Source organism: Desulfoluna sp. CLI2B (assembly GCF_056847375.1).
Window position 1 is genome coordinate 5537066 of sequence record NZ_CP186557.1, and the last position, 23986, is coordinate 5561051.

Here is a 23986-nt window from a genome sequence, read left to right on the forward strand (position 1 = left end):
TCTTTTTCCCTTGACACTCCCGGCCCATCGCTGCTAAATGTATCTTGTTTTTACAGGTAACACCTGAAGGCGCGTAGCTCAGTTGGTAGAGCGCTACCCCGACACGGTAGAAGTCACCAGTTCAAGTCTGGTCGTGCCTACCATGCATATTAAAGGGATCCAGTTTTCTGGATCCCTTTTTTTATTGCCTTAAGGCCGCTCTGCCCGCCAGAGCGCATCCAGCACCTCGTCCCCCATGGGGGGTGTCACAACGTATCGAATCTCCCCTTTGGATACATCGTAGATCTCCATGACCGGCCCTTTTTGATGGGGGTGGGTTTTGAACCATGCATTGAGCCTGGGGTAGACCTTCAAGGTCCCCAGCACCACCGAGAGCTTTCCTTTGTACGGGAAGGTGATCACCGGCAGGGTTGCGCTGGGAAGGGTGCCGATCAGGTAGTCTGCCCGAAGCCCTTCCCACTTTTCAATGCTTTCGTCAGGCAGGATGCATCCGGCCAGGGAACGCAGGTTCTTTACCTCCACTTTTCTGGGGTTGTCGAAGTAGAGACCCACCCCTTGCGTGGTGGAGATGCCCTCTTTATCGAGCTCCAGGTACATGTCGTTCATGGTGCGCCCGCTTTGGCGGTAATTGCCCGTCTGTTTTTTGTACGCAAAGCTGAAAGAGGGGATGGTCTGCTCGGATAAGGTGATGGGGGCAAAGAGCCCGTACCAGGAAAGGATGGCAACAATGGCGGCCAGGGCGATGAGCGTGACGGAGAGTATCGGTTTCATCCGCTATTCCTCATTGTGGGTGGGTGAGGGCCCGGCAGAAGGGCCTCAGCCCCTGGTGCCGGTGCTGTTGCACCCGCTTTTTCTTCCTGATTCCATTGTAAGCAGATGCAAATATCCTTTATCACAACAACCAGGTGGGGACAAGAAGAGCAATGCTTCCGGCCAGGGCCAACGCATGTAAAAATCCAGTTGCCTCCGGCGGCCCGGTGTGGGCACCTGGAAACCCTGTGGCGAATGCATGAAGGCAGCCATTATGCCAGTGTTCTCGGGGCATTCGCGTGATATGTAGCAACCGTTTTTGAAGGAGAGGTTGATTTTATTCTTCTGGAAATACGATGAAGGCCGTTTGGCAACTGTCCCACGGGCGCAGCCCGTCAGCACATGTGACGCCCCTGAGGAACGAAGGGACGGGAGCATGTGCGCCTAGTCGGCTGTGATGACCACCAGGCCGCCGTGGCCGTATCCGTAGGGCTTCAGGAGGCCCCCGTAGTGACTGGCGATGCCGTAGAAGCGGGCAGAGGAAGCCTGCGTCGGGGACGGGCTGGTCCGGGTCTACGTCCAGCATGAGGACGGTCTGGGTCTCGGGGTCCAGCGGCCCACTGGCGAGATGTGGGGAATGGTCGCCGGCAGGAAGGCACCTTGCAGGCTAAAGTGGGCGATGAGATAGAGGCCGGGGTCGTTGGCAAACCGATCCAGAAGGGTTCCGGCCCGTGCCATCCGTGTTTCCAGGACCTGTCCGGGTAAAAGGGCACCACCTCGGTCGGCGTGAATGTCCGTGGTCAGCCAGGCCGCAGGTACCACCTCCCCCAGGACCTCCAGGGGCAGCCCCCGGCGGCCTTGCCATCCTTCCGGCGAAAGGCGCTCCTTCCAGCGCCCGGCACGGATCGTTTCCAGAAGATCCATCTGGTTTTGGATGCGCGGTTTTTCCCCTTCATCCATGGCGTTGATAACGCAGGCCACGGCCGCCGCCGAACAGGAAGACTCAGTGACCTGGGGCGTGCGCGTGGCAAAAAGCCGCTTGAACCGGCCGTCTTTGTCTCCGAGCGCCGCAAGCTCCGCAGGGGAGAGGTGGTGCGGCGCCTCGCCGTGGGGCCCGCGCTTGAGGGTGCGCAGCCAGAGGAACCGGAGCCGCAGAAGGCTTTTGAGAATGTGGCGGAAGAGAGTGGCTAACATGGGGTTCATGGGCATCCTTTCGGGAAAAATCAAGATAGCTATTCAGTTCCAGTTTGCCTCCGGCGGCCCTGCCGGGGGCCAAACTTTTAAAAAGTTTGACAAACAGGTATTAAGAACGTCACTCCAGGCTTCGCCGAAAGAAATTTATCACGTCTTTTGGAACGTTTTTGTGCGGGGCTTTTTTTCAAAAAAGTGACCCGCCGGAGGCGAGCTGAATAGTTACGTTTCTCGAACATCTGAACTCCTTGCCTCGCGGCAGGGCCGTTGGAGGCAGTGCGGTTAAATCCATAATGGTCAAGTAACGACAACGTATCCAGTTGGGTCGAACCTTGTGAGCCAGGCCGTACACACCTTCAGCGGTTGTGTCGGGCGAGGCCCGAGCCGAAGGCGCGTGGGCATTTTTCTGAGGAACGAAGAAAAATGCCCACGCGCAATCAGCTTTCGAGGTGGCTCCACCTCGCCGCCGGAGGCATGGTTTTTCCTGCCGCTACACAACCGTTTGAAGCAGTTCCGTCAATCGGGTAAACCGCTTGATGGTTTTGTTGGTACGGACGGCAATGGCAAGGGCCTTGTAGGAGCCCACGAGGACCACGAGCTCTTTGCCCCGGGTGATGCCGGTGTAGATGAGGTTACGCTGGAGCATGATCTGGTGCTGGGTGGAGACGGGGATGACCACGGCCGGGTATTCCGATCCCTGGGATTTGTGGATGGAGACGGCGTAGGCCAGGGTGATCTCGTCCAGCTCGGCGGCCTCGTAGGTGACCTGGTTGTCGTCGAACCGTGCGGTGACGCGTTTTGCGGCCGGGTCTGCGTCGACGACGCGGCCGATGTCCCCGTTGAAGACGTCTTTGTCGTAGTTGTTTTTAAGCTGCATCACCTTGTCCCCAAGGCGGAACCTGAATCCGGCTTCGTCCGGGGCTCCCGGTGGCCTGGGGTTGAGGGTGTCCTGGAGGAGCTGGTTGAGGCGTTCGCCCCCCAGAGAGCCTCGGTGCATGGGGGTGAGGAGCTGGATGTCTTCCATGGGGTTCAGGTTAAAGCGCCGGGGAATCCGCCGGGCCACCAGTTCCACGATGGTGCGGGCCACGGCCTCGGGGTCGTTTCTCTCGATGATGAAAAAATCCCCGCCCGGCTCCCGTGTTCCGGAAAAAGGTTTTTCCCCTTTGTTGATGCGGTGGGCATTGACCACGATGAGGCTTTTTTCAGCCTGCCGGAAGATTTCGGTGAGGGTGGTGACCGGGATGCATTTGGAGGCGATGATGTCCCGGAGCACGTTGCCCGGGCCCACCGGGGGCAGCTGATGCACGTCCCCCACCAGAATGAGGGTGGCGGTGTCGGGCACGGCTTTCAAGAGGTTGAACATCAGGGGAACGTCGATCATGGAGGCCTCGTCCACCACCAGGACGTCGCAGGAGAGGGGGTTCTCCCGGTTTCGCTGAAAGCCTCCCTTTTGAAAGCTGAATTCCAGGAGCCGGTGGATGGTCTTGGACGGAAAGCCCGTGGACTCGGTCATGCGCTTGGCCGCGCGGCCCGTGGGGGCGGCCAGGAGCATCCTGGCCCCGGCCTTGTGGTAAATTTTTAATATGGCTTTTATGATGGTGGTCTTGCCCGTACCCGGGCCGCCGGTGATGACCATGGCTTTGGACGAGAGGGCCCCTTGCACCGCTTCCCGCTGGCGGGGGGCAAGGCGGATGGAGAGGCGTTTTTCCATGGCAGCCACTTCCCCTTGGGCATCTTCGAACACCGGAAATTTTTTTCCCCGTGCCACCTGGGCAAGGGTGTTGGCGATGCCCCGCTCCGAGTGAAAGAGCCAGGGCAGGTAGACGGCCTCACCGATCTCCGGGTTGTCCACCTTTTTGGTGATCACCTTTTCGTGTTCGGCCAGGTGGGCGATGCCCTGTCCGATGGGCTCGGCCGGGAGCTGGAGAAGCTCTACGGCCTTTTGGAGGAGCTGGTCCGCGGGCAGGAAAAGGTGGCCTTCGTCCGTGGCGTGGGAGAGGACGTAGAGAAGTCCTGCGTGGACCCTCTGGGGGGCGTCCATGGCAAACCCGGTGGAGCGCGCAATGCGGTCCGCCGTAAGAAACCCGATACCCGCCACTTCCGTGGCCAGGGCGTAAGGGTTTCGCGTCACAACAGACACCGCCTTTTTGCCGAAGGCCTTCACAATGCGGGTTGCAAAGGCAGATCCTACCCCGTGGGAGTGGAGAAACACCATCACCTGGCGCACGTCCATCTGTTCTTCCCAGCCGGACAAGATCTGCTCGGCCTTCTTTTTGCCGATGCCCTCCACATCCAGAAGCTTTTCCGGCTCTTTGTCGATGACCTCCAGGGTCTTGGTTCCAAAGGCCGCCACAAGCTTTTCGGCCATTTTCGGCCCGATGCCGTGGATGGCCTTGGACGCCAGGTACTTTTCGATGCCCTTGGGCGTCACCGGCAGGGCCGTGGAGAATCTGTCGACCTTGAATTGCAACCCGTACTGGGAGTGGGATTCAAACCGCCCCAATGCCTCGATAAACGTACCGTCTGGAGGCCCCATGAGCGGCCCCACCATGGTCACTTCACCACGCCCCTTCACCTTTACCTTGGCAATGGTAAACCCCGTCTCCTCACTGGTAAACGTGGTGCGAACAATCTCTCCACAAAGGGTTTCGGTCATGATGAAAAGCGAGCCTTTCTATGGTTAACGTCGGTGGAAAAGCGTGCCTCCGGCGGCAAGGGGCTGAGCCCCTTGACCCCAGGATTGCGAATGCTCCAACCCTCGTGCCTCGGGTTGTCCCATTCGCTGACGGGCTTCGCCCGTGTTTATCGGAACGTTGAAACCGTTCTTTTATACGTTATTCACTAATAGACTACATAGTCGGCGAAATGCCAAGATTCAAGGGAAGAGCAAAATTAAAAAGTAACGATTCGGTGTGTGCCTTCCGGTGCCCTGCCACGGATTCCAAAACAACCACGAAAGATCGACCAAAACGGAGCGCCGCACTCCGGTGCGGCATTTTAGTCCGTCGTTACCCGTGCCGCACAGGAGTGCGGCGCTCCAGGGGACAAGGATGTTGAGGGGAGATGTGAGTTGACCCGAGGAAACCGCCTGTGCCCGTGTCTATGTGACACTATTTGTTCTACGTCAACGGGCTACGGCGCGATAAGCGGTTTGTCTTTGCCTGCGGCCTGTGCTTTCAAGGCGCTAAACCTTGTCGCCGGAAGCAGGCCGGTTAAAGCTGATTCTTAACGGGTTACGATAGCGCATCCTGGCCTTCCAATGCTTGTGGGACCGTTTGTACAAACTGCCAGCTCACGTATCGGGCGAAGCCCGAGCCGAAGGCGCGTGCGCATTTTTCTGAGGAACGAAGGAAAATGCGCACGCGCAACCAGCTTTCGAGGTGGCTCCACCTCGCCGCCGGAGGCTTTTTTCCTTAGCTATCCATCCACAATCGCCAGCGTGGCGTGGCCGTCGGCTGTGCGGGTCACTTCGATCTGGGTTCCCAGGCGGTTTTTGAGGAGTTCTACGTGGGAGATGACACCGATGGTGCGGCTTGACAGGCGCAGGTTTTCCAGGGCGGCCAGGGCGGTGTCCAGGGTGTCTGAGTCGAGGCTTCCGAAGCCTTCGTCGATGAAGAGGCTCTCGATGCGGGTTTTCCGGCCTGCCATTTCCGAGAGGCCCAGGGCCAGGGCGAGGCTCACGAGAAAGGACTCGCCACCGGAGAGGCTTTTGGTGGGGCGCACGGCATCGGCCTGGTAGCGGTCGATGATTTCGAGCTCCAGGTCTTCCCCCGGGATTCGCTGGATCTCGTAGCGGGGATTCAAGGTGACGAGGTGCCTGTTGGCCAGGCTCACCAGCTGGGCCAGGGTAAGGCCCTGGGCAAAGGTGGAGAACTTGCTTCCGTTGGAGGAGCCGATGAGGTCTTTCAGAACCAGCCAGGGGCGGGCTTCGGCTTCCAACGCGTCGATTTGTTTGAGCTGATCGGCCTGGTCTGCACGGGCTTTTTTGTCTGCGGCAAGGGCGGCGCTTATTTCGCCCATGCGTTTTAAGAGGTTGTCCCGTTCTTTCTCTTTTTCCTGTTTCAGCCGGGTGAGCTCTAAAGCTTCTTCATCTGTGGGCGGCTTTTTCTCGGCGAGACGGGTGAGGGCCTTTTCGGTCTGGCGGGTCAGGGTCTCCAGGCGGACTTTCTGGGTTTCGAGGCGCTGGCTTTCGGCTTGGAGGCCTGCCAGGGTGTCTTCATCCAGGAGGGCCGACTCCAGGTCCGTGATGTCTGAAAACCCCCGTTTGATGACATTGGCGGTCAGTTCCACGTGAAACGCTTCCCGTGATGTTTCGCCATCGGCAAGCTCTCGTTCGGTGGTGGCGATGCGGGTGGCAAGGGCGGAGAGCGTGGTGAGGGCCTTCTCGCAGAGGGTGCGGCGTGCTGGGTCTGCAAGGAGCGCGTCGGGTACCGTGGAGGGGGCAACCTCGATGTCGCTGAAGGGGGCGCTTTTATCGGTCCATTCGCTGCGTTCTGATTCGATGCGGGTGATCTGATCGGCAAGGGTGGCAAGGCCGGCCTCGGTGGTGGTCAGGGTATGCCGGGCCGTTCTCAGCGCATCTCCCTTTGATCTCCAGGTTGCAGTCCGGGTTTCCAGGGCGGCAAGGGCCTTGGACGCCTCTTCGGGTGATGTTGCCGTAAGATCCCACGGGGCAAGGGACTGCCCAAAGGCGGATAGGGCCTGGTTGGTGTCCTTTTTGAGTCGCGCCTGGTGAGCCCTTTGCTCTTCAAGGCGGGCGGCTGTGTCGACCAGGGAGGCGTTTAGATGCACGAGCCGGGCAGCGATGGCCTCGCTTTTTCCGCGGGCTGCGATGCACGCTTTTTCGGCTGCGGTGAGTTTGGTCTCCAAGGTTTCGATGCTGCTGAGCTGACGGCCAATGGCGTCGAGTGTTTCTCTGTTTTTGGAGATCAGGGCGTCAAGTCCCGGACGGTCACCGATGGCTATTTCAATGGTCTGCTCAGACGAGATACGGGAAACATTTTTGCTTATCTCGCTGGCTTTTTTCTCCTGGGATGTGAGCTGCGCATCAAGGCCTTTGAGGGTGGCGAGGGTGGCCGTGAGGCATTTTTCACAGTGCCGCTCTTTTTTCTCCAGATCGGCCACGGTTTTTTTCTGCGTCTTTAAAGCCGCTTCGGTGTCCGAGGGTTTTGGGAGGTCGTGTCTTAAGGGGTGGTCGTGGCCCGCAGGGGGCACGCCTCTCCGGGCACGAGTTGTAATCTTCTTTCCTCCAGGCTGGCTATGACAGTGGCCTGGGTGTGAAGCAACTCTTTATCTGAAAGAATCCTTCGTTCGGTCTCCAGGGCTTTGCACAGCTCGGCGGCTTTGGCGTCCAGGCGTTTTTTTTCGGTCTCCTGCTCTGACCGCTGGACCTTCAGCGTTTCTTGTTCCGCACAGAGGGCGAGGTGTGCGTCCATGAGGCGTGTGAGCTCTTCAAGGGCACCGCGCATCTTTTCAGCCGCGTCCTTTTGCCGGGTCCACTCTGCCTTGGGCTTGAGGGCGGAAAGATCAGTGGCCAGGTTTTTTGCGATCCCCTCTTTGTCTGCCAGCTCTTTTTGGGCTTGGGCCTCCTCGGCGTTGGCTGTTGCCTTCTCTTTTTGGAGGCGATCCATGGATTGAAGGGTGAGGGCCGCTGCTTTGTCCGCTTCCATCAGGCCCTGGGCCATGGACCGGATTTCTTCGGCGTTGCCGCGCAATTTGGCAAGCTTGTTTTCGATGGCTTCATCGCTGCTGTGGGCTTGCTGCCAGGCTTCCATGGCAGCTATGTCAAGCGTGAGGGCCTCTTTTTGAGCAAGACCCTTGCCTCTTCTGGTTTCAATGGCCTGGATCTGGTTTGTGCAGGCCGCAACTGCCGATGCAAAGGCGGTGGCCGCATCGTTTCGGGCGTTGGTGTGATTTGTTTGAAGCTCTGCCAGCTGGCCCTTGAGGGTTGTCAGGGTATTATTTTTAGAGGCCCAGAGTTTCAAGTCCCCTGCAAGGGGGGACGCTGCCTGATGGCGTTTCAGCTTTTCACGTTGCGGCTGAAAACCTGTGTTTTGCTCTGTCCAGGCCTGTTGATCTTTTGCAAGGGTCTCTTTTTCTGCTGTTGCCTTTACCCAGGCTGTGTGGCAGTCCAGGCGGCCGGTGAGGGTTTTCAGCTCACTTTCAAGGGCCTGTTTCAGTTCGGCAAGGGAACCGTGCTCTTCGGCGAGATGTTTCAGGTCTTCTTCGAAGAGAAGGGCGATGAGGTTGGCAGTGGTGCGGGCGTCCTTGATGGCCTCCTCTTTTTCCCGGGCCGCTTCGTGGGCCAGGATGCTCAGCTCCGAGTAGATCTCGGTGCCGGTGATGCGCTCTAAAAGCTCTCCCCGGTCTTTGATGCCAGCGTCGAGGAACTCTTTGAACCGGCCCTGGGCGAGGAGCACGGATCTGAGAAACCGGTGGTAATCAAGGCCCGTGAGTTCGGTGACGGCCTCGTCCACCAGCCTGATTTTTGTCTCCAGCACATCGCCTGAGGCGTCCGCCAGCTGGCGCTTGGTCCCCTGGATGCGGCCGTCGGGTTTTTTGCGGGCCCTGGCAAGGTCCCACCTGGCCGAATAAATTCCCTTTCCGCACTCAAAGCTCACTTCAGCAAAGCACTCCCCGGTGCCTCGGGACATCATGTTTTCCGGGTTGTTGCGTTTGTTGTCGTCGTACCGGGCTGCCTTGCCGAAGAGGGCCAGGGTGATGGCATCCAGGATGGTGGTCTTGCCGGAGCCCGTGGGGCCGGTGATGGCAAAGATGCCTGCTTCGGCCAGGGGGCCTTCGGAAAAATCGATGTCGAAACGGCCTTTCAGGGAGTTGAGATTCTGGAAGGTAAGGTGGAGGATTTTCATTTTTCCGACTCCTGGGCCAGGGTGAGAAGGTGAGCAAAGCACTGGCCCAGGGTGTCGGCGGGCACGTCGCCCTCATAGGCCTCCAGGCGCCGTTGAAAGACCTCTTCGGGTTTCAGTTCATTGATGGAGAGATCCTCCGGTGCAAGCTCGGCAGAAGGGCGCCCCGAGGTATCAAGACCCACCTTGAGGACCTCTGCGCCGTGTTCTCCTGCCAGGGTCCTCAGTTCTTCGTTGAGGGTGGAGGAGGGAAGGCTCCCTTTGACGGTGAGTTCCACCCAGGGCGTGAGGCCTTCTTCGCTTACCTCAAGGGTTGCCAGGCTTTCCTTGAGGGCATCGGCGTCGCCTTTGATGCGCAGCAGGGGGCGGAAGGTGGGGACGATGACGGCCTCCTGGGTGAGGGTTCCGCCTGCCGTGTTGATAAGCCGAATTTCCTTGGGGTGGCTTGCTTCGCTGAAGCTTAAGGCAATGGGGCTGCCCGAGTACCGGATGGTCTGGCTGCCCCCTACGGCCTGGGGGGTGTGGATGTGGCCCAGGGCCACGTAGTCGAAGGTCTCGGGAAAATCACCCCCGGAGATGCTGCCCAGGTTGCCGATGTGGATGGTGCGCTCCGAGTCGGAGATCGAAGAGCCCAGGGCCGTGAGGTGGCCGGTGCCGATGACCGGGGTGCCGTTGCTTCTGGCGCGGGCCACCTCGGCGATCTCTGTGTAGGCGGCCCGGATGCCTGCGCGGGTTCGCGCCGACAGCTCGTCAAAGCTTTCCCCGGCCACTGCCTTTCTCACGTCCCGGTCCCGTAAGTAGGGAACAGCCGCCACCCACACACCGGGATCGGTTTCATCCCGCAGGCAGGGCACATGAAAGACCGCCTCTTCCGCGATTTCCGGCAGGGCGCCCACCACCCTGATGTTGAGGGTCTCCAGCACCGTAGCCGGGGCGTCCAGGTGGGGGGCTGAATCGTGGTTGCCTCCCACAATGACCGCAGAACAGGTCCCCATGGCCCCAAGGCGGGTGAGGAACCGGTAGTACATGCGCTCGGCCTCCCTGGGCGGATTGGCCGTATCAAAGATGTCGCCGGAGACAATGAGAAGGTCCACCCGGCGGGTTTCAATGGTAGCAAGGAGAAATCGCAGAAACGCCTCGTGTTCCTCAAAGCGATCCCGGTCGAAGAAGTGCTGGCCCAGGTGCCAGTCCGAGGTGTGGATGATGTGCATGGCTCTCCGGTTTCGCATATGCTCCGACCCCTCGCTTATGGGGCTCCTCACATATGCTTACGGGCTGTGCCCGCAAAAAATAGGGTAACGATTCGGCTCCCAAAAGCGGCCTCCGGCGGCCCTGCCGGGGGGAAACGATTTGATATCCAGAATTAGCAGTCCGGTGTGGGGGTGTCAAACGGGGATAAGCACGTGCCTTTCGTAACCGGTACATAGAAAGTCCAGGGCACCGATGATGGCGGGGCAGTGTTCATGGAGGGTGCAAATGGCGTCGCCAAGCTCAGATGCCGGGATGGCGGAGAGCTGGGGCGTCAAAAGAACGTGGAGGGTGTTTTCAATGGACAGCACAGGGGGCAGCCTCTCAATGGGGGTGGTGATGAGGCGGGATTGCTTTGATATGGGAGTCGCAACCCAGTCTAACCAAGGCAAAAAACCTCCGCAGGCAATGGTGCCCGGCGGAGGTTTTTTAATGGTTGTTTCCAGGCTGGCGTGGGCTCTATGTGATCAGACCTTGAACCGACCCACCATGGAGGTAAGGTTTTCGCTCATGGACAGGATGCTGGAGACCCCTTCGTCGGATCGGGCGCAGCTCTCGTTCATGTCGCCGGAGGCGTGGCTGACGTCTTCGATGTCCTGGGCGATGGTGGAGGAGAGACCGGAGGTGGCCGCGACGTTTTCGTTGATCTCGGACAGGCCGCTGGAGATCTGGGTGACGTTGTCGGCAATGCCCTGGGTGGTCTGGGCCTGGGAGTCCACGGAGGAGGCGATCTCCGAGACAATGTCGCTGGTTTTGTCGATGACCCCGGAGATCCCTTCGATGTCCCCGATGGTGGCCTGGGTGGAGGTCTGGATGTTGACGATGGTGTCGCGGATGTCCCGGGTTGCATCGGCGGTCTGGCGCGCCAGGTCCTTGATCTCGGCGGCCACAACGGCAAACCCCTTGCCGTATTCACCGGCACGGGCCGCCTCAATGGTGGCGTTCAGGGCCAGGAGGTTGGTCTGCTCGGAGATGTCGGTGATGGCCTCGGTGACCTTGCCGATGGCTTCTGCCTGGTTGCCCAGCTCACCCACGCGCTCGGTGGCGTTGCGGGACTGGGTGACGGCTTCCATGGTGATTTCCCGGGCCCTTTCCGAGCTTTCGGCGATGGTGCGGATGGTGGCCGTCATCTCTTCGGTGGAGGCGGCCACGGCCGTGGTGCTGGTGGAGGCCTGCTCCATGGCGGCGGCCACAGAGTCCATGTTGCCCTTCATCTGGTCCGAGGCGGTGGAAACGGCTTCGGACTTGGACTTGACTCCGTGGGCCCCCTCTTTGAGGTTCCCGGAGAGCCGGGTGAGTTCTTCGGCGGAGTCGTTGAGGGAGGTGGCGTTGTCTGCGATGCGGGCAATCATGCTCTGGAGGTTCTCGATGAATTTGTTCATCCAGAAGGCGAGCTGGCCCACGTCGTCCTTGCTGTGGACGGTGAGGCGTTTGGTGAGGTCCCCTTCGCCCTGGGCGATGTCCTTAACCATCTCCACGGTGTCCGACAGGGGCCCGGTGATAAAGCGGCGGATGATGATGAGGTTAAAGAGGATGGTGGCCACCACCACCACGATGAAGAGGGCCAGGTTCATCATCTGCTGGTGGCCTGCTTCCTGGCCCACGTCGTGGAGTCGGCTCTGGAGGGCCTCGGAGCGGGTTTTGGACAGGGTGGCCAGGGCCTCGGTGAGGACCTGGGTTTCATTGGCCAGAGCCTTGGATTCACGGGCTGCTTCTGTGTCCGTACCTTCGAAGTCTTCGGCCACGCGGGTGTAGATGGTAAGGGCTTTGTCCGAGAAGGAGCGGATCTGTTGGGCCAGGGCCCGGGCCTCGGGTGCTGCTCCAGGGTCCAGCCCTGCAATGGCGTCCAGGTGGGAGATGACCTCGTCTGCTCGCTGCCCAGCAGCTTCCAGGAGCTCGGTGTCACCGGCCATGACGGCATCACCGTAGAGTTTGACCTGGGCCTTGAACTTGGCAAGGGTGGTCAACGATTCCATGGCTGCAGGGAACATGGTGTCCGAGACTTGGTTCAGCTCCCCCCGCATGGAATAGCCGCCGATGAGCCCGACGCCCGTGGTAATGGCGTAACCCGCCATGAGGATCAACAGACTGCACCAGATTTTTTTCCCTGTGCTCAGCGATTGCCACATATGGTTTCCCCTCCACTGGTAAATTGTATGTCAGATACGTTTGTGTCCGTACGGTGTGTTTCGTTTGGTATCGGTGATCTCTTTTTTAATATCGGTTCCTGTTCAACGTATATTTAACGGGCGTTTGTGTTTTGTGCCTGTTCAGTGATTACTCTTTATACTTGTCTCGTTCTATTTGTTTGACACTGTATTGTTCGTTACTAACCCGCTGTACGGCGAGTATGATAGTCCGAAAATAAAGAATTATTCAGCTATAATATTTCTAGATTAGAAAGACGGTAAAGGATATCAATGGTTTTTGTCAAAGAAAAACTATGTATACAAAGTTTTTGCACAGGGAGGTTCTGGATATGGACTCGGGTGGCTCAAGGAAGGGCAAATAGATATTTCGAATATAGAACGACGGTTGCATAGAGCGAACGCTCGATAAGGTGGTCAACCTGTTTCACGGAAACGCCGGGTGCTGTTTTTCGGGCTGGTAACGTCAGTGCCCGGAAGGGTCGAGGTAGGTGACATCTCCGGAGAGAATCCGCAGGGCCTCACCGGCATCGGTGGTCACCAGCAGCACGCCGTCTGCGTCGATGTCCGTGACCCGGCCTTCGATCTCTTCACGCATCATGGAGACCCGGACCCGTCGTCCCACAATGTCGGAGAGTTCCTTCCAGCGGGTGAGAATGGACTCCGGGCCCTGGGTGGCCAGGGTATGGTAGTGGGTTTCAAAGCTGGAGAGAATGGCCTGCAGGAGGGCGACCCGGGAAAAGGGGGCGGAGGATTCGGCCATGACCGAGGTGGCGATGTCCCGGATGTCCGGGGAAAACGCTTCGGCGGGGGTGTTGACGTTGAGGCCCAGGCCGGTGATGACGTAGTCCACGGCGTCGAGCTCCATGCTCATCTCCGTGAGGATCCCGGCGAGTTTTCTCCCCCACCAGAATGTCGTTCAGGCAGGTTCATCCCAGCATCGATGCCGGTCTCGCGGATGAGGGCCTCGGCAACGGAGACGGCTGTCATCAGGGTGATGAGGGCGGCGCGTGACGGGTCCATGTCCGGGCGCAGTACAAGGGAGAAGAGGAGGCCTTCCCCGGGCCTGGCCAGCCAGGAGCGACCTTTACGGCCGCGGCCCGCGCTCTGGGATTCGGCCACCACCAGGGTGCCCTCGGGGGCGCCGTCGCGGGCGAGCTCCCGGGCCCGGGTGTTGGTGGAGTCGGTGAGGTGGTGGTGGATAATGCCGGTTTTTCCCATGACCGAGGTGGTCAGCCCGAAGAGGACCTCTTCGGCAAGGAGAAGGTCGGGGGCTTCGGTGAGGAGGTATCCCTTGCCCGGCGCCGAGGAGATGGCGTAGCCGAGCCCCTTGATGGCGGAGATGTGTTTGGAGATGGCGGCACGGCTGATGCCGAGTTCGCCGCTGAGTTCTTCTCCGGAGACCCAGTGGCCGGTGCGGCTGCGCAGGGTGGACAAAAGGTCCTGGCGTTTTCCAGACAAGGTCATGGTGGCTCCCATGGGGTGAAAGGATTTGGGCTCGGTCCCCGGAAACGCTTCGCCGGGCCCGTGGGGGCCCCGGGAAGCGAAGGGAAAACCGGGTGGGGCGATGCCGACGCTATTCCGGGCTGAGGAATTCGTTGAGCTTTTCGCACATCTCTTCCGGCCAGACCTCGGCGTGGAGGAAGAGTTCCACCTCTTCATCGGTGAGGCTTTTCCGGATGTTGGGGGGAAGGGCATCCAGGGCCATCTGACGCTCCGGATCCACGTTGTTCTTCTTGCTCTTCTTGTTGCCCATGGGGTGTGTTTCCTGTATTTCTATGTATTATTTACGAACCATTGGGGTGTCTGCGGCAGGGTTTTGGGATCGAAAAGAAAAGACACTGGTCTTGTTCTTGCTTCGGTCCTTCTCGTGCATGGTACCCGGCCTGCCGCACTCTCTTCGAGCTACTTATCACACAACCCCCGGAAAGGGCAACGTGATCCCCACGGGAAGGCCAAACCCATGAGCACCCAACAGGAGCGAAGTCTCAGGACACGGAAAAAACTGGTGGACGCCACCCTGTCGTGCCTCCAGGACTACGGTTACGCAGGGGCCAGCCTCTCCCGGATCCTGGATCGGGCCGGTGTCTCCCGCGGGGCCTGGAGCCACCATTATGAGACCAAGCGGGCCATGGTGGCCGACAGTGCCAAGGCCCTTTTAGCCATTGCCCTTGAAGAGGCCCGGGAGGTGGGGGGCCACCTGGCGTCGGAAGCCCCTGATCTGGAAACGATTCTGGAGGAGGTCTGGAACCGTTTTTATCAGGGACCGTACCGGGATGTCTGGGTGGAGTTCAACGTTGCCTGCCGCACCGACGCCGACCTGCGGATTCGGCTGACACCGGTCATCGAAGGCTTTTTCGACGAGCTGGACGCCATCTGGCGCTCACGGCTTCCCGATGCCGCCACCTATGCCATGGCCAAAGACCTTCTGGACCTCTCCCTTTATCTTTTGCGGGGCATGGCCATCCAATCCCTCTCCCTGGACCGTCCCGACCACTACCGCCATCTCAGGCAGGCCTGGGCTTCGATCATTCGACATACCGCTGCTTCCATACCTTGAACGGAACCATTCCGCTTGCCTCCGGCAGGACCGCCGGGGACCTGTGTTACCTGAGTTGATCTTCCTGAAAATCCATTCCCTCTCCGGGAAACCGGCAACGCCACGGAGCGCCCACGCTGCGGGTCTGCCCGAGTATGATGTTTTTCGTTTGTGTTGTGGAACAATGTTTCTTGAAATGGGATAAGTTCTTTACTTTATTGCCTTGAGGTGTGAAAATTCATAAACAGACTGTGTGGTCTGTTTTGTGTTGGCGCGGTGGCCGCCTGCTTTAATTCAGGCTAACCGACAGGAGGAAATGCTGAGCATGTCTGGTGTGAATCCTGAATCAACCGATGGAACAAGGGGGAGAGATGGCGCACAGGCGGTTTGAAGCGGATGTGGTGATTGTGGGCGGGGGGCTGGCGGGCATGACCGCCGCCTTTGAGCTCCTCGGGCTGGGGGCAAAGGTCGTGATCCTGGACCGGGATGTGCCGGAGCGGTTCGGGGGCCTTGCCAAGGAGTCCTTTGGCGGGGTGATGATGGTGGATACGCCCCTGCAGCGAAAAAACGGAATTCGGGACTCCCCGGAACTGGCCCTGGCCGACTGGCTGAGCTGCGCCGATTTCGAAGAGGACGCCCACTGGCCCAGGAAATGGGCCGAGCTGTATGTGCACCGGTCCGCAGACATCATCCATGAGTTCCTCAAGGATCGGAAAGTCACCTTTCTTCCCGTGGTCAACTGGCCGGAGCGGGGGCTTTTCAAACCCGGGAATTCGGTGCCCCGCTGGCACATCGCCTGGGGCACGGGGTTCGGGATCATTGAGGCCATGGAAGCCGGGTTGAGCGGCCACCCTCACCGGAGGAACCTGGAGGTGCACTTCGGATGCAGGGTCGAGGCGCTCGACCTCAGGGCCGGGGTCGTCACCGGCGTGAGGGGAACCATGGAGGAGACCAGGGACCCTTTTTCCGCTACGGGCGAGGCCGTGATCCTGGCTGCAGGGGGCATGTGCGGCGGTGACCTGTCCAAGGTGCGGGAGAACTGGTACGCCCCCTGGGGCGAGCCCCCGGACAAGCTCCTCAACGGCTCCCACCGCTACGCAGACGGCCTGATCCACGACGCTGCCGCAGCTGCCGGGGCCACCATCACCCACCTGGACAAGCAGTGGCACTACGCAGCCGGGGTGGACTACCCCGACGCGGATATGCCGGGCAAGGGGCTCAGCCTGGTGCCGCCTCGGTCTGCCCTCTGGGTCAACGCCCTGGGGGAGCGCATCATGGATCCGGCCCCCCTGGTGGGGTACACCGACACCCGTTACCTGGTGGAGCAGATCTGCAGGCAGCCCGGAAAATACTCCTATCAAATCATGAACTGGAAAATCGCCGCCAAAGAGCTTGCCGTCTCCGGGAGCGAGCACATGAAAGCCTTTCGCAACAGGGACAAGGTGCGTCTTGTCAAAGAGCTCCTTTTGGGCAACACCGAGCTGGTGAAACGACTCCTGACCGAGTCCCGGGACTTCATCGCCGCAAACTCCCTGGACGAGCTGGTGGACAGGATGAACGACATGGGCAACCCCCTGACCGTGGACCGTGACGCCCTCAAAACCGCGGTCAAAACCTACGACGCCCAGATCGATCGGGGCCCGGCCTTTTTCAACGACGACCAGCTCCGCCGCATCGCCAACTTCCGCACCTACCGGGGCGACCGCCTCCGGACCTGCAAGTTTCGAAAAATCGACGACCCCAAAGCCCGCCCCCTCATCGCCGTGCGCGAGTTCATCCTCAGCCGAAAAAGCCTGGGCGGCATCCAGACCGACCTCTTTTGCCGGGTCCTGAACAAAGACGGAGACCCCATGGAGGGCCTCTACGCCGCCGGCGAAACCGCCGGCTTCGGCGGTGGGGGCATCCACGGCAAAGGCTCCCTCGAAGGCACCTTTCTCGGCTCCTGTGTCCTCATGGGCCGCATCGCCGCCCACCATATCTGCGGCAAGGGTTTATAGGAGAAAAGCAGGCCTCCGGCGGCGAGGGTGGCGAAGCCACAATAGCGAAAACACCTCGAAAGCTGATTGCCCTTGCGCTTTTTCCTTCGTACCTCAGGAAAAAGCGCAAGGGCGTTCGCCGCGGGCTGCGCCCGCCATCAAGGCTGGTGGCTACGCAGGCATTTTCATAAGCTTCGCATGTCCATCAAATGTCGGGTTCACTCTGACGCTGTCGGAAATGGAGCAGAACGATTGGAAGTACCCTGCTCCGTAGGGTGCATTCCATGCACCAGAACGAACGCATCGCGTATACCAAATTCATCCGAAAAATCGAGGGTATCACCTGGTAATGGGAGGGGAGCACATGTCACCTGCGGGGTGGGGGCTGGCGTTCTCTGTATACCAAAACAGGCCGTGGGTGATCCGAATGGATCGCCCACGGCCTGTTTTGGTTAATCGTCAACGAAGGCGAGCTATACGCTCCGGCTTCTGTTACGGGCGCAGCCCGTCAGCGAATGTGACAGCCCGAGGAACGAGGGCTGGAGCATTCGCGAACTTGGGTTCCAAGGGCTCAGCCCTTGGCCGCCGGAGGCGTTTACGTTTTACTGTCCTTCCACGGCCCCGATCTCCCGGCTGACGGTGGGGACAAAGGGGACGGGGCGGGGGATCTCTTCGAGGCCGAGGAACCGCCGTGCGCCGTTTAAGGCGTCGTCGATGTTGGTGTAGACGTTGTCCTCGCCGATTTTGTAGTAGAGGCCCGACTGCTCCAGGCAGATGAGGGGCTGGGCGTGGACGCCGGAGAGGATGAGCAGGGTTTTTTCCCGCTTGGCCTCGTCCACCATCTCTTCCAGGGCCCTTAAGGCGGTGGCGTCCATCATGAGGATGTGGCGGCATCGCAGGATAAGCACCTGGGGTTTTTCACGCACCACCCGCAGGGTGTCCTTGAAGCGGTTGGCCGCCCCGAAGAAGAAGGGGCCGTTGATCTCGAAGATCTCCACGCGGCGGGGCACCTTGCGGCAGGCCAGGGCGTGGGGGTCGTTTTCAAAGTCGTCGGTGCGGCGTTTGATGCGGGTGAGGTTGGCCATGCGGTTCATGAAGAGCAGGGAAGCCATGACCACACCCACCTCGATGGCCACGGTGAGGTCCACGAAGACGGTGAGGCCGAAGGTCACCAGCATGACGGCGATGTCCGAGGGCGGGCTCTTGAGGAGTTTGACGAAGAAGCGCCACTCGCTCATGTGGTAGGCCACCATCATGAGGATTGCCGACAGGGTGGCCATGGGGATGAGCACCGCCCATTTGCCGAAGAAGAGCAGGATGAGAAGCAGGGTCACGGCATGGACCATGCCTGCAACCGGTGTGGTGCCGCCGCTTTTGATGTTGGTGGCGGTTCGCGCGATGGCTCCGGTGGCGGGGATGCCGCCGAAGAGGGGAACCACGAAGTTGGCAAGGCCCTGGGCCACCAGCTCCATGTTGGCGTTGTGGCGTTTGCCGATCATCCCGTCGGCCACCACGGCTGAAAGAAGGGACTCGATGGCGGCGAGCATGGCGATGGTAAAGGCCGGAGAGCTGAGCTGCTTGATCATCTCCCAGTTGACCTCGGGGATGGACGGGGAGGGCAGGCAGGAGGGCACGCTGCCGAAACGGCTCCCGATGGTCTCCACGTCGAGGCCGAGAAGGGCGGTGAGGACGGTGGTGGCGATGATGGCCACCACGGAGCCGGGCACTTTTCGGGTGACCTTGGGCCAGAGGAGCAGGATGGCAAGGGTCACGGCCCCCACGGCCAGGGCCTGGAGGTTCAGGGTGTCCATGCCCGCTATATAGGCGCCGATCTTGCCGATGAAATCACCCGGGGTGTTTGCCAGGGTGAGCCCGAAAAAGTCCGGGATCTGGGTGGTGAAGATGATGAGGGCAATGCCGCTGGTAAAGCCCACGGTCATGGGGTAGGGGATAAACCGGATGGTGGCCCCCAGCTTGGAGAAACCCATGATAAGGAGCATGACCCCGGCCATCATGGTGGCCACGGCCAGGCCTTCGTAGCCGTACTGGGCCACGATGTCGAAGACCACGATGATAAAGGCCCCGGTTGGGCCGCCGATCTGGACCCGGCTTCCTCCGAAACAGGAGATGATAAAGCCGGCCACAACCGCCGTGAAGATTCCCTGTTCGGGCTTGACCCCCGAGGCAATGGCAAAGGCAATGGCCAGGGGCAGGGCCACGATACCTACGATGACACCGGCCATGACGTCACTGACGAGGATCTTTTTTGAGATCCCCTCCTTGAACGCACGCACCGATTCCGGAACAAAAAGCGAAAACATCTGACAACTCCTTGAGGAAGACAATCACCAGTTTTTTATGAGTCATGCGTATCGGTTGATTGGTCTGTCGGGTTGCCGGTGACGGCAAGGCGGCAATGGGGCGGCACGGGCAGCGACGGGGCGCTGCTTCGGTCGTGGCCAATCAAAGGATAACAACCTTTAGAATGGGGCTTGTTGCGGTTGATACGAAGGGAGGGCGCACCATGCCATGGCCCGGAATGGGGTGATATCTCCGGGTTGTTCAGCGGGATGCGGTCCGCTTGTTCTATCAAAAATACTTATGATAATTATGAATTTTAATAAGTATCCAACAAGACGACGCCGCTACGGTAACGCCATCACACAGTGATGTCAAGGAGGAATAAGGGGCATACTATTGTTGATTCTTCAGGCAGATGGGGTATGGTAAACGGCGGATGCGGGACGCCCGAAACGGACGGCGGGAAAGTGACGGTCCGGTTCGATTTCAATCCTGATGCGGCCTGCGAGCTGACCTTTAACCCTGGATCGAAACGTACACGCCATGACCGATATATTCTCACGAAAAATGAAGGTGAGGCTCTCCGAGGTGGACCCCCGGGCCCTGCTCAAGGTGCAGAGCCTCTTTGACTGGCTTCAGGACGGCGGTTGCGAGCATGCTTCCCAGCTGGGCATGAGCGCTGCAGAGCTTCTGGCCAAGAACCGTACCTGGGTGCTCCTGAAGTATCAGGTGCGGGTTTCGCGCTATCCTTTCTGGAACGAGGAGGTGACCCTCACCTCCTGGCGGTCGCCCTTGAACGACCTCTACGACTTAAGGGAGTTCCGGGTGACGGATGCCTGGGGCGAGACCCTCATCACCGTGAACAGCGCCTGGGTAATCATGGATTACACCACCCGGAAACCCACACGGCTGAGCCGGTGTCTCTCTCCTGAGCAGCTGTCCGGTGGCGGGGCCATCCCCGACAGCTTTGAGCGGATCCTTCCGGTCAAGGAGCCTGCGCACACCACCGATTTCCGTGTGCGGATCTCAGACCTTGATTTCAACCGCCACGTGAACAACTCCATTTACATCGGCTGGGCCCTGGAAGCCCTTCCTGAATCCTATCTCAGCCATCACCTTCCCACCCGGCTGGAGGTGCGCTTTATCCGGGAGATCTCCCGCGGCCGGGGCGTTGTTTCCGAAGCCCAGGTCGATGAAACCGACGATAACGCGTTTCTTCATCGCATCTCCGGCAAAAACGGCGAAGGGGAGCTCATGCGCATGCGGACCGTCTGGCAGCCCATGGAAGCCTTTGACATGCCGGAGGCGCTTCAGTCCTTTTGTTAGCCGGGCGGGCCCGGCGCATCACAAGCTCGTTACCTCCGTCCAGGGGGAGTCGCTTTCCCATATCTCCTCTGCGTGTGACGTCATGACTGTACCTGGTGGTTGACAGTCGCAATGTTCTCTGTCTATGATTAAGGCATTCCTTTTCATTGATTTTCGGCTTTTTCTCTCCCATCAGATTCCGTAACAGCAGCATGCACCCCCAGGCACAGGAGGATCATCCATGGTCTATCAGCCCGGCGAGCCGTATGACTACCCCCTTATTCTCAAGAAACTTCTGAATACGCCGCTTGTTTACTCACCGGAGCAGGAAATTGTCTATCGGGACCAGGTACGGTTCACGTACCGGGATTTTCGTCAGCGTATCGGTCGCCTGGGATCAGCCCTGGGGCAGCTGGGCGTCTCGACCGGAGACGTGGTGGCGGTGATGGATTATGACAGCCACCGGTTCCTCGAATGTTTTTTCGGCGTGCCCATGACCGGGGCCACGCTGCAGATGGTCAACTGGCGCCTCTCCCTGGAGCAGATGGTTTATACGGTGAACCACGCCCGTGCCCGGGTGCTTTTTGTGAACACCGATTTTCTGCCCCTGGTGGAGGCCATGCGCTCCCGCCTGGAGACGGTGGAGTCCGTGGTGCTGATGCAGGAGGGGGAGAGCCGCGTCAGCCCGTCATTTCCCGTTGCCGGTGATTATGAGGGGGTGCTTGGGGGCGGGGACCCGGCCCACGAGTTTCCCGACCTGGATGAGCGTACCGTGGCCACCACCTTTTACACCACGGGCACCACAGGCAACCCCAAGGGGGTGTCGTTTACCCACCGCCAGCTGGTGCTCCACACCCTGGCCGGTGCCGCGGCCCTGGGAGCCTTCGACTCGGTGGGGCGCTTTCGCTCCGGGGACGTGTACATGCCCCTGACGCCCATGTTCCATGTCCATGCCTGGGGCATGCCCTACCTGGCCACCCTGCTGGGGGTAAAGCAGGTGTACCCCGGCAAGTACGAGCCGCCCATGCTCCTGAAGCTCATCGTGGGCGAAAAGGTGACTTTCTCTCACTGCGTGCCCACCATTCTTCAGATGATTACCTCCAACCCGGCGGTGGCCTCCTTTGATCTGTCCCGCTGGAAGGTGATCATCGGCGGGGCGAGGCTCCCCAGGGGCCTGGCCGAAGATGCATGGAAGATCGGAATCAAGGTGTATGCGGGGTTCGGCATGTCCGAAACCTGCCCCCTCATCAGCCTGGGCATGCCCGGGGCCGACTGGGAGAGCTTGGACCGCGACGCGCTCATGGAGACCGTGGTGAAAACCGGGCGCCCGGTTCCCCTTGCCGAGGTGGAGGTGGTGGACGAGGTGGGCCGGTTCCTGCCCCATGACGGGGTCTCCACCGGGGAGCTGGTTTTCCGGGCGCCCTGGCTGACACAGGGCTATGCGGCCGATGCGGAGCGAAGCACCGAGCTGTGGCGGGACGGGTGGCTTTACAGCGGGGACGTGGGCATCATCGATCCGGACGGCTACATTCAGATCACGGATCGCATGAAGGATGTCATCAAAAGCGGTGGTGAGTGGATCTCGTCCCTGGACCTGGAAAACATCCTGAGTCGCCACGAGGCCGTGCTGGAGTCGGCGGCCATCGGGGTGCCCCATGAAACGTGGGGAGAAAGGCCCATGATGATCGTGCACCTGAAGCCCGAGTACGTGGGAAGTGTGGGAGCTGAAGACCTGAAGGCCTATCTTCAGGGTGCCGCGGAAAAGGGGGACATCCCCCGATACGGGGTACCAGACGCCTTTGAGTTTGTAGACGATATCCCCAAGACCAGCGTGGGGAAACTGGACAAAAAAAGCATGCGCAGTGCCTTTCGATAAGGAGGTTTGCCATGGAACAGGACAAGTCGACACGTACGTCTCAACCGTTGAAGCAGGAGCCCCGGGGAGCCGGTCCGGGTTTTATCCGGGACCTGAGCGAGACCTGGGCATTTTTAAAGGACATCACACGGGAGCCCTCCTGTGCGGAAGAACTCGGCTGGCCGGAGTGGCGGCGGTGGTTTTGAGCCGTCGGTTTTCGGTGACGCCTGCCGCCTGAGCAGGGCTCGCATACAGGATCGAAACGGAGCCGACCCATGACACACAACAGGTTTGAGGTGGTGGTGGAGGTGGTGCCTCCGGCCGGGGCCGATGTGGAACCGTTACTTACGGCCCTTGAGGGGATCAATGACCTTTCCTTTACCGGGTTCAGCGTGGCCACCAATCCGGTGGCCAAGCCCCGCATGGATGCCCTCTCCCTGTGCCGGATCCTCCAGGACGAACTGAAGCGGCCCGCCACCCTCCATGTCACCACCCGGGACCACAACCGGTTGAGCCTCCAGGGGATCCTCTGGGGGGCAAAGGCCCTGGGCATTACCACGGTGCTGGCCATGACCGGGGACTTTGTGCCCCTGGCCGAAAAAGGCATGACCAGTTCGGTTCGGGATATCTCCCTAACGGAGCTCATCGGCATGGCCAGGCAGGCCGGGTTAAAGGTCGGGGTGGTGATGAACCCCTTCACCGACGAGCTGCGCCTGGGTATCGCGGTCAAGCGCTTGAAGGAGAAGGTTGCTGCCGGGGCACAGTTCGTGGTGACGCAACCCGTCTACACCCCGGGGGATGCCGAGATCCTGGCAGGCGCCCTCACCCCCCTGGGGATTCCAGTCATGCTCGGAATCCTTCCCCTGCGAACGTTCCGCCATGCCGCCTTTCTTCACCACAAGGTCTCGGGCATTGAGGTGCCCGATGAGGTGAGGAGCGCCATGGCAACGGCCGGGAACCCCACGGCCGAGGGGATTCGCCTGGCCCGCGACCTGTTGGCCGCCGCCCGGAAATGCTATGACGGCGTGTGCATCATGCCGCCCTTCGATCATTTTGAGATTCTGCACGGGGTGTTGCCAAGGGAAGGGGAAGGCGCAGGGTAAGGGCCCGGGTGCGTTTCACGTACAGAGAGTGGGGGGAAGGCCTGGCAAAAGACGGAAATACCGTTTTGTGCCGGGCCTTTTTTGTTTACGTGGGAACGCACCCGGGCCGGGTGGAATCAGTAGCCCCAGGGGATGGCCGGGAGCGTGGGGTTCTTGGTGGAGAAGATCCGCTCAAGTTGATGCTTGACCTTCTTGAGCGCCTTGCGATGGGTTCGCACGGTGCTTCGTTTTTTGAGGTCGGTGAGGTACTGCTTCAGCACCGACAGGTCGGTGTTGCCGATTTCAATGGTGACTGGCGTGCCTCCTTTGTCTGTGGGTGAGCTTCCGTGCCGTGGTCAGGACGCTGTCATGCCCGGCGCGCCTTCCGGGCCTTTGGCTTCCGGATCTCAGGGCTGTGAAGATCTGGCCCAGGTAGGTTCTGGTTGAATGTCGGTCCCGGATGCGGCAAGCCGCCGCGTTGGGGCCATAAGCATTTGCTTTCGTTGGAAGGATAGAGTCAAAAGGCGTGCCAAGGGATGCGCAAAAATGAAATACCTATTGATATCAGTTGGATAGAAAAATGCCCCTGGGGCAGGTATGGCCATGGCGTGTGCACCCGGTGACGGGCATGTACGGCAAAAAGGCGAAAATGAATGGCGAATGTTCTGTGAGTTCAGGGTGTTGAATGGTGTAGCCGGTGAGGGATAAATCAGGGCCATGGGGCAG

General features: G+C 60.0%; 19 protein-coding genes and 1 tRNA gene. 7 read left to right on the forward strand and 13 right to left on the reverse strand.

The features are described 5' to 3' along the window. Window positions 1–67: 67 nt before the first annotated feature. A tRNA-Val gene (locus tag ACOYW2_RS25765) sits at window positions 68–143 on the forward strand. Between the two features lie 46 nt (window positions 144–189). Here ACOYW2_RS25765 and ACOYW2_RS25770 read toward each other — a convergent pair. From ACOYW2_RS25770 to ACOYW2_RS25820, 11 genes are all read right to left on the reverse strand, one after another. Further along, window positions 190–771: a GyrI-like domain-containing protein gene (locus ACOYW2_RS25770; RefSeq protein ID WP_482768422.1), complete on the reverse strand. Its 582-nt coding sequence runs from the start codon at window positions 769–771 to the stop codon at window positions 190–192. 552 nt (window positions 772–1323) lie between these two features. Next, window positions 1324–1953: a hypothetical protein gene (locus tag ACOYW2_RS25775; protein WP_482768423.1), complete on the reverse strand. Its 630-nt coding sequence runs from the start codon at window positions 1951–1953 to the stop codon at window positions 1324–1326. Window positions 1954–2431: 478 nt separating this feature from the next. Beyond that, window positions 2432–4597, reverse strand: a complete 2166-nt coding sequence (gene recD2, locus ACOYW2_RS25780; RefSeq protein ID WP_482768424.1) for an SF1B family DNA helicase RecD2 — start codon at window positions 4595–4597, stop codon at window positions 2432–2434. A 761-nt stretch (window positions 4598–5358) separates the two neighbouring features. Further along, window positions 5359–7155 carry an SbcC/MukB-like Walker B domain-containing protein gene (locus ACOYW2_RS25785; RefSeq protein WP_482768425.1) on the reverse strand — a complete coding sequence of 599 codons (1797 nt, stop codon included), beginning with the start codon at window positions 7153–7155 and terminating at the stop codon, window positions 5359–5361. Continuing rightward, window positions 7125–8810 (reverse strand): AAA family ATPase, encoded by a 1686-nt coding sequence (locus ACOYW2_RS25790; RefSeq protein ID WP_482768426.1) that lies wholly within the window; start codon window positions 8808–8810, stop codon window positions 7125–7127. Before ACOYW2_RS25790 ends, ACOYW2_RS25785 begins: the two co-directional genes overlap by 31 nt. Beyond that, window positions 8807–10018, reverse strand: a complete 1212-nt coding sequence (locus ACOYW2_RS25795; protein ID WP_482768427.1) for an exonuclease SbcCD subunit D C-terminal domain-containing protein — start codon at window positions 10016–10018, stop codon at window positions 8807–8809. Before ACOYW2_RS25795 ends, ACOYW2_RS25790 begins: the two co-directional genes overlap by 4 nt. Before the next feature lie 174 nt (window positions 10019–10192). Further along, window positions 10193–10447 (reverse strand): CcdB family protein, encoded by a 255-nt coding sequence (locus ACOYW2_RS25800; RefSeq protein WP_482768428.1) that lies wholly within the window; start codon window positions 10445–10447, stop codon window positions 10193–10195. Window positions 10448–10522: 75 nt separating this feature from the next. Then, window positions 10523–12184 (reverse strand): methyl-accepting chemotaxis protein, encoded by a 1662-nt coding sequence (locus ACOYW2_RS25805; protein WP_482418652.1) that lies wholly within the window; start codon window positions 12182–12184, stop codon window positions 10523–10525. Between the two features lie 484 nt (window positions 12185–12668). Beyond that, on the reverse strand, window positions 12669–13070 hold the full coding sequence (locus ACOYW2_RS25810) for a biotin--[acetyl-CoA-carboxylase] ligase (protein ID WP_482768429.1): 402 nt from the start codon (window positions 13068–13070) through the stop codon (window positions 12669–12671). Window positions 13071–13072: 2 nt separating this feature from the next. Then, the gene (locus ACOYW2_RS25815; protein ID WP_482768430.1) at window positions 13073–13669 is read right to left on the reverse strand and encodes a biotin--[acetyl-CoA-carboxylase] ligase; all 597 of its coding nucleotides are present in this window, start codon (window positions 13667–13669) and stop codon (window positions 13073–13075) included. A gap of 109 nt (window positions 13670–13778) precedes the next feature. Beyond that, a complete protein-coding gene (locus ACOYW2_RS25820) occupies window positions 13779–13958 on the reverse strand; it encodes a hypothetical protein (protein ID WP_180138406.1) in 180 nt (59 codons plus the stop codon). Window positions 13959–14165: 207 nt separating this feature from the next. Between ACOYW2_RS25820 and ACOYW2_RS25825 the strand changes: the two genes are divergently transcribed. After that, window positions 14166–14762: a TetR family transcriptional regulator gene (locus ACOYW2_RS25825; protein ID WP_482768431.1), complete on the forward strand. Its 597-nt coding sequence runs from the start codon at window positions 14166–14168 to the stop codon at window positions 14760–14762. A gap of 350 nt (window positions 14763–15112) precedes the next feature. Then, window positions 15113–16738, forward strand: coding sequence for an FAD-binding dehydrogenase (locus ACOYW2_RS25830; RefSeq protein ID WP_482768432.1), 1626 nt, complete (start codon window positions 15113–15115; stop codon window positions 16736–16738). Window positions 16739–17319: 581 nt separating this feature from the next. Here the strand turns inward: ACOYW2_RS25830 and ACOYW2_RS25835 are convergent. Next, window positions 17320–19038, reverse strand: a complete 1719-nt coding sequence (locus ACOYW2_RS25835; RefSeq protein WP_482768433.1) for a SulP family inorganic anion transporter — start codon at window positions 19036–19038, stop codon at window positions 17320–17322. A 523-nt stretch (window positions 19039–19561) separates the two neighbouring features. Between ACOYW2_RS25835 and ACOYW2_RS25840 the strand changes: the two genes are divergently transcribed. From ACOYW2_RS25840 to ACOYW2_RS25855, 4 genes are all read left to right on the forward strand, one after another. Next, the gene (locus ACOYW2_RS25840; protein WP_482768434.1) at window positions 19562–20344 is read left to right on the forward strand and encodes an acyl-[acyl-carrier-protein] thioesterase; all 783 of its coding nucleotides are present in this window, start codon (window positions 19562–19564) and stop codon (window positions 20342–20344) included. Window positions 20345–20564: 220 nt separating this feature from the next. Continuing rightward, window positions 20565–22199, forward strand: coding sequence for a long-chain-fatty-acid--CoA ligase (locus ACOYW2_RS25845; RefSeq protein ID WP_482768435.1), 1635 nt, complete (start codon window positions 20565–20567; stop codon window positions 22197–22199). An 11-nt stretch (window positions 22200–22210) separates the two neighbouring features. Further along, window positions 22211–22384, forward strand: a complete 174-nt coding sequence (locus tag ACOYW2_RS25850) for a hypothetical protein (protein WP_482420576.1) — start codon at window positions 22211–22213, stop codon at window positions 22382–22384. Between the two features lie 69 nt (window positions 22385–22453). Then, window positions 22454–23281 (forward strand): methylenetetrahydrofolate reductase, encoded by an 828-nt coding sequence (locus tag ACOYW2_RS25855; RefSeq protein WP_482768436.1) that lies wholly within the window; start codon window positions 22454–22456, stop codon window positions 23279–23281. A 116-nt stretch (window positions 23282–23397) separates the two neighbouring features. Here the strand turns inward: ACOYW2_RS25855 and ACOYW2_RS25860 are convergent, their stop codons facing one another. Beyond that, entirely contained in the window at window positions 23398–23541 is a 144-nt protein-coding gene (locus ACOYW2_RS25860) for a hypothetical protein (protein WP_482768437.1), read from the reverse strand. Window positions 23542–23986 lie beyond the last annotated feature (445 nt).

Coding starts and splice junctions, on each gene's coding strand:
- ACOYW2_RS25770 (WP_482768422.1), bottom strand. CDS start 771: ATGAAACCGATACTCTCCGTCACGCTCATCGCCCTGGCCGCCATTGTT.
- ACOYW2_RS25775 (WP_482768423.1), bottom strand. CDS start 1,953: ATGAACCCCATGTTAGCCACTCTCTTCCGCCACATTCTCAAAAGCCTT.
- recD2 (WP_482768424.1), bottom strand. CDS start 4,597: ATGACCGAAACCCTTTGTGGAGAGATTGTTCGCACCACGTTTACCAGT.
- ACOYW2_RS25790 (WP_482768426.1), bottom strand. CDS start 8,810: ATGAAAATCCTCCACCTTACCTTCCAGAATCTCAACTCCCTGAAAGGC.
- ACOYW2_RS25795 (WP_482768427.1), bottom strand. CDS start 10,018: ATGCACATCATCCACACCTCGGACTGGCACCTGGGCCAGCACTTCTTC.
- ACOYW2_RS25805 (WP_482418652.1), bottom strand. CDS start 12,184: ATGTGGCAATCGCTGAGCACAGGGAAAAAAATCTGGTGCAGTCTGTTG.
- ACOYW2_RS25810 (WP_482768429.1), bottom strand. CDS start 13,070: ATGGAGCTCGACGCCGTGGACTACGTCATCACCGGCCTGGGCCTCAAC.
- ACOYW2_RS25815 (WP_482768430.1), bottom strand. CDS start 13,669: ATGACCTTGTCTGGAAAACGCCAGGACCTTTTGTCCACCCTGCGCAGC.
- ACOYW2_RS25820 (WP_180138406.1), bottom strand. CDS start 13,958: ATGGGCAACAAGAAGAGCAAGAAGAACAACGTGGATCCGGAGCGTCAG.
- ACOYW2_RS25825 (WP_482768431.1), top strand. CDS start 14,166: ATGAGCACCCAACAGGAGCGAAGTCTCAGGACACGGAAAAAACTGGTG.
- ACOYW2_RS25830 (WP_482768432.1), top strand. CDS start 15,113: ATGGCGCACAGGCGGTTTGAAGCGGATGTGGTGATTGTGGGCGGGGGG.
- ACOYW2_RS25835 (WP_482768433.1), bottom strand. CDS start 19,038: ATGTTTTCGCTTTTTGTTCCGGAATCGGTGCGTGCGTTCAAGGAGGGG.
- ACOYW2_RS25840 (WP_482768434.1), top strand. CDS start 19,562: ATGACCGATATATTCTCACGAAAAATGAAGGTGAGGCTCTCCGAGGTG.
- ACOYW2_RS25845 (WP_482768435.1), top strand. CDS start 20,565: ATGGTCTATCAGCCCGGCGAGCCGTATGACTACCCCCTTATTCTCAAG.
- ACOYW2_RS25850 (WP_482420576.1), top strand. CDS start 22,211: ATGGAACAGGACAAGTCGACACGTACGTCTCAACCGTTGAAGCAGGAG.
- ACOYW2_RS25855 (WP_482768436.1), top strand. CDS start 22,454: ATGACACACAACAGGTTTGAGGTGGTGGTGGAGGTGGTGCCTCCGGCC.